Source organism: Caballeronia terrestris (assembly GCF_001544515.1).
In the GTDB taxonomy this organism is placed as follows: Bacteria; Pseudomonadota; Gammaproteobacteria; order Burkholderiales; family Burkholderiaceae; genus Caballeronia; species Caballeronia terrestris.
Genome location: NZ_FCOL02000172.1, coordinates 1 through 4,364 on the forward strand (window position 1 = coordinate 1; position 4,364 = coordinate 4,364).

Here is a 4,364-nt window from a genome sequence, read left to right on the forward strand (position 1 = left end):
CTCAAGGGCAGGCTGCAAGGCGGGATCAAGAACAAGGCACGCCGGGGCGAACTGGAAGTGCCTTTGCCTATCGGGCTTGTGTATCACCCGAATGGTTCAGTCGCACTCGATCCTGATCAACAGGTCCGGGGCGCGCTGCAGCTGCTATTCGACACGTTTCGGCAAGCTGCGTCAGCTACCGCCACGGTCAAGCGATTTCACCAGGAGGGTTGGCTGTTTCCGCGTCGTATCCGCCGGGGGATTGGCAAGGGAGATCTGATTTGGGGGCCGTTGGAGCACTGCCGCGTCATCCAGATACTGCACAACCCCCGTTATGCTGGCGCCTTCGTATATGGCCGCACACGTGGAGCGTAATCGTCCGGGAGGTAAATCCACGGCGCTAAAGGTTGACCGAGGGAATTGGCAGGTGTTAATTCAGAATGCCCATCCAGGCTTTATTGATTGGGACGAGTTCGAACGCAACCAGGCGACGCTTAAGCAGAATCTAACCGGATTCGGTCGTGATCGACGGGGCAGCATGCCACGCGAGGGAGTGGGTCTTCTGCAGGGGCGTGTCGTGTGCGGAGTGTGTGGCGCACGCATGCGCGTACGGTATCAGGTCGTCGGCAATAAGCTTGAGCCGTACTATATGTGCACCGAGAATCCGGTGCGTCGTGCCGGCAAACCCTGTCAGTCTGTTCGCGGAAGCGCTATCGATAGCGCGATAGGCTCACTGCTTCTGGATAGCGTCGCGCCGGCTGTACTCGAAGTCGCACTAGCGGTCGAAGACGAGATATCGGGGCGCGTCAAACAGGCCGCGGCTCAGCGTCAGAATCAACTGGTCCGAGCGCGCTATGATGCCGAGCTTGCGCGTCGTCGATATATGAGCGTCGATCCGACCAATCGGCTGGTCGCAGACACGTTGGAAGCGGACTGGAACGAACGTCTGCGCGTACTGGATTCATTGCAGCAAGAGAACGAACGACTTCAGAATGCCGATCACAAGCTTTTAAGCAGCGACGCGCGGACCCAGATTCGGGCGCTCGCCGAGGACTTCCCTCGCGTTTGGAATGACCAACGAGTCGTGCCGGTTGAGCGCAAGCGCATGGTCGCCTTGCTCATTGAGGACGTAACCTTGGTCAAGTCCGAACGCGTTGCGATCCACGTACGCTTTCGTGGCGGGCGAACGACCTCGCTGGAGATCGACAAGCCCAAACCCATCGCCCTGATTCGCAAGACTTTGCCGGAAGTCGTTGCGAAGGTCGACGAACTCCTCGAAACCGGCTCGGATCGGCAAGTCGCCGAACAGCTTAATGCGCTCGGTTATACAAACTGGAAAGGTGAAACGTTCACGCACAAGAAGGTCTTTATCGTCCGCACCGCCTACCGGCTCAAGAGCCGGTTTGAACGCCTGCGCGAACGCGGCATGGTGACAGCCAACGAGCTGGCCGCACAACTCGGGGTCTGCCCGACTAGCATCTACCTGTGGGCCCAGCGCGGGCTGTTGCGTCAACATCGCTACGGTAACCTGCATCGCTGCCTTTATGAGCCCATCGGCGACGTCGTTTTGGTCAAAGGGCAAGGCGGACGCTACACTTCGACACAACCAACGTTTATCGCTGTTCCATCAACCACACAAGGTGCAGTATGAAGCCTACGCCTTATCACGGGGCTTTTTACTCCGGGCTGGGATGACTGCCACAGAATAATGTGAGGCCATTTCTCCGTATGTTCGATTGATAATGGGATCGTAAAAGCTCGGCTTGTGCACACCCGATTTAAGGTTGTCGGGCGTGACGATCTCAGGACAACCGCCCATAAATTCGAATGCTCGAACGTGAGAACCAATCCAATCAGAACTTTGCTGAGTCCAGGTTGCTTCTGCATACGTATAGTTCGAGGCTCCCAGAACAGCCACGAACAACTCTGCCTCCCGGATTTCGCCCGTATCCGCGTTGACGATCGCAACCTTGTCGCCTGAGTAGTCGACGAACAGCTTCTCGCCCGGAGCATGCGTCTGCCGTAAGGTTAGCGGAAGTGCATTCGCCCATTCGCTGTATCGTGTGCAAAACGTATGCGTCAGCGCATCCCGTCTTGAATACAAGCGCGCGTGGTGCGAACGTCTTGCCATCGTGACGGCGGAGCATTTCGATGGTCGACCCAACCGAAGAGACTGCGGGACCGAGGGCAGCGCGACGTTCTCGGCAAGGCGAGGCATTCTGGCGGGAGATGGTCATGGCGTGGAAACGAAGCGGAGTTGGCGCACGACGTTTCTGCCGAGAGCAAGGGCTTGCAGTCAGTACCTTCGGCTTGTGGCGCAAGAAGCTCGCGGGCGAGACAACTGCCCGGACGAACCCGCTCGCCGTGACCCCGGATGCGACGTTTGTTGTTGCCCGTGCAGATGGTGAGCCAGAGCCGGTCGTGACGCAGCCGTCGACGACGGCAGATACGTCGTCGTCACGTGATCGCGTGACCTTGTCACTCGCCGGTGTTCGCATCGAACTGACCGGCGCGCATGCCGAGCGCATCGTGCGCTTCGTGCTCGGGCAGTTGGGCGGTGCACGGTGCTGATCGCGGCCGACGTTCGAGCCTACATCTGCCGTGAGCCGGTCGACATGCGCAAATCGATCGACACACTGTCCTATCTGGTCGAACCGCTGCTGGCCCAGAAGCCTGCCTCGGGCAATTTGTTCGTGTTCGTGGGTCGGGACCGCACGAAGGTCAAGTGCTTATATTGGGATCGCACCGGCTTCGCACTTTGGTACAAGCGGCTTGAACACGGACATTTCCCATCACCGGCGTCGCTCGCACAACGCGGCTTCACGCTCGCCGAGCTCAATGCGTGGCTCGAAGGCATCGAGATCCCGGCGCGCGAACCGCACCGCGTGGTCGCGGTGACGCGCGTCAGTTGATTAGCTTGCACCTCGCGCAGATTCGACGCTCACGAGTCTTGTAAACGACGCGCGAGTTGGGCATCATGATCGACATGTCGCCCGCCGCCATCACTGTCGCGGATCTGCCGATCGAGCCCGAGGCGCTGCAGGCATTCGCGCTCGAACAGAATCGGCTCGCGTGGGTGCTATGGGAGCAACTCGAAAGCCTGCAGCACCAGATTGCCCAGTTGAACCGTGCACACTTCGGCGTCAGTTCCGAGCGGTTGGCAGGCCAGGCGGAATTGTTCGATGCCGCCTCAGATCTACCGGTGCCACCCGAACCCGCCAAGGTTCAGGTTGAGGGCCACACCCGCAAGGGCCGTCCTGCTTTGTCGAAGGATCTGCCCCGCACGCGCGTCGAATACGACCTGAGCGACGAACAGAAGGCCGCATTCGATACGCTCGAGCGCATCGGCGACGAGCGGCGAGACGCTGCACTACGAGCCGTCCAGGCTCACCGTCATCGAGCACGTTCGCTTCAAGTACGCGGCGAAGAAAGATGGCGATTCGACCATTGTGACCGCCAGCGCCCGGCCTTCGCCTTTGCCGAAGAGCAACGCGAGCGCGAGCCTGCTGGCAAACATCCTGGTCAACACCTATGTCGATCATCTGCCATTAAACCGGCAGGAGATGCGCTACGCGCGCCGTCACGTGCATCTTCCTCGGGCAACGCTGTGCGAATGGAAGCTCGCGGCGGCCGAGTTGCTCGAAGTGCTGCTGCCACCACTGCGGGTTCACCAGTTGCAGGCGCCCCGCATGCACGTGGACGACACCACGCTACAGCTGCTTGAGAAGGGTCGCAAGGCAACACGAACGGCGCGATTATGGGGCTATCTCGGCGCCGGACAACGCGAGGAGAATGGCGTCTGGGTCGATCATCCGCCGGCGGTCGTGTTCGAATTCGCCAAATCGCGCTCGGGCTCGCATCCGCTGAAGTACCTGCAGACGTACAAAGGCTATCTGCAGGCGGACGCGTACAGTGGCCATGGCGCCCTCTACGAAACCGGCGACATCGTCGAGGTTGGGTGTTGGGCCCATTGCCGCCGACGCTTCTTCGAAATCGCAAGACACAAAGCACACCGGGGCTCGCCGCGCGCGCGCTGCAATGGATCGCCCAGTTGTATGCGATCGAATCGCGAATTCGCGAGCACACGCCGGATCTCAAATATGCGGCACGGCAAACCGAGGCGCTTCCGCTGCTCATGCGATTTCGGCAGTGGCTGGAGGGCAACGTCATCGGCTTACCGACTCAGGCGCCGCTGGCGAAGGCCTTCGGATACGCGTTACGTCACTGGCAGGCGCTCGTTCGTTACACCGAGAGCGGCATCCTGCTGCCGGACAACAATGCGCTGGAACGACAGATTCGCCCGATTGCGACGGGGCGTTCATTGTGCACCTCCTTCTGAATCCTCGATAAACATTGGGAGTTGGCCTTCGATGGCGCTGCGACAC

Annotated in this window: 5 protein-coding genes and 3 pseudogenes; 7 read left to right on the forward strand and 1 reads right to left on the reverse strand. The window is 60.1% G+C overall.

The genetic code is table 11. The annotated features are described in order from the left end of the window. The coding region (locus AWB67_RS42510) for a recombinase family protein (protein ID WP_235025524.1) at positions 1-354 on the forward strand (354 nt) is incomplete at its 5' end. Continuing rightward, a complete protein-coding gene (locus tag AWB67_RS34570; RefSeq protein ID WP_235025525.1) occupies positions 332-1,630 on the forward strand; it encodes a recombinase zinc ribbon domain-containing protein in 1,299 nt (432 codons plus the stop codon). The genes AWB67_RS42510 and AWB67_RS34570, both read left to right, overlap by 23 nt. Before the next feature lie 6 nt (positions 1,631-1,636). Here AWB67_RS34570 and AWB67_RS34575 read toward each other — a convergent pair. After that, positions 1,637-2,050: pseudogene (locus tag AWB67_RS34575) on the reverse strand (DDE-type integrase/transposase/recombinase); the annotation flags it as partial. Between the two features lie 164 nt (positions 2,051-2,214). On the opposite strand from AWB67_RS34575, the gene tnpA reads away from it, so the two are divergent. The 5 genes and pseudogenes from tnpA to AWB67_RS34600 all read left to right on the forward strand — a co-directional run bounded on the left by tnpA (position 2,215) and on the right by AWB67_RS34600 (position 4,318). Beyond that, on the forward strand, positions 2,215-2,550 hold the full coding sequence (gene tnpA, locus AWB67_RS42515; protein WP_235025526.1) for an IS66 family insertion sequence element accessory protein TnpA: 336 nt from the start codon (positions 2,215-2,217) through the stop codon (positions 2,548-2,550). After that, complete coding sequence (tnpB, locus tag AWB67_RS34585; protein ID WP_143328452.1) at positions 2,544-2,891, forward strand: IS66 family insertion sequence element accessory protein TnpB; 348 nt, start codon at positions 2,544-2,546, stop codon at positions 2,889-2,891. The genes tnpA and tnpB overlap by 7 nt, the downstream gene beginning before the upstream one ends. 74 nt (positions 2,892-2,965) lie before the next feature. Next, a pseudogene (locus AWB67_RS43610) lies at positions 2,966-3,211 on the forward strand (IS66 family transposase); the annotation flags it as partial. A gap of 163 nt (positions 3,212-3,374) precedes the next feature. Next, positions 3,375-3,929 (forward strand): annotated as a pseudogene (locus AWB67_RS43615) (IS66 family transposase); the annotation flags it as partial. An 11-nt stretch (positions 3,930-3,940) separates the two neighbouring features. Continuing rightward, entirely contained in the window at positions 3,941-4,318 is a 378-nt protein-coding gene (locus AWB67_RS34600) for an IS66 family transposase (protein ID WP_159965090.1), read from the forward strand. Positions 4,319-4,364: the final 46 nt, after the last annotated feature.

Bases quoted from the DNA above. Each gene is read 5' to 3' on its own strand.
- AWB67_RS34570 (WP_235025525.1), top strand. From the start codon at position 332: ATGGCCGCACACGTGGAGCGTAATCGTCCGGGAGGTAAATCCACGGCG.
- tnpA (WP_235025526.1), top strand. From the start codon at position 2,215: ATGGCGTGGAAACGAAGCGGAGTTGGCGCACGACGTTTCTGCCGAGAG.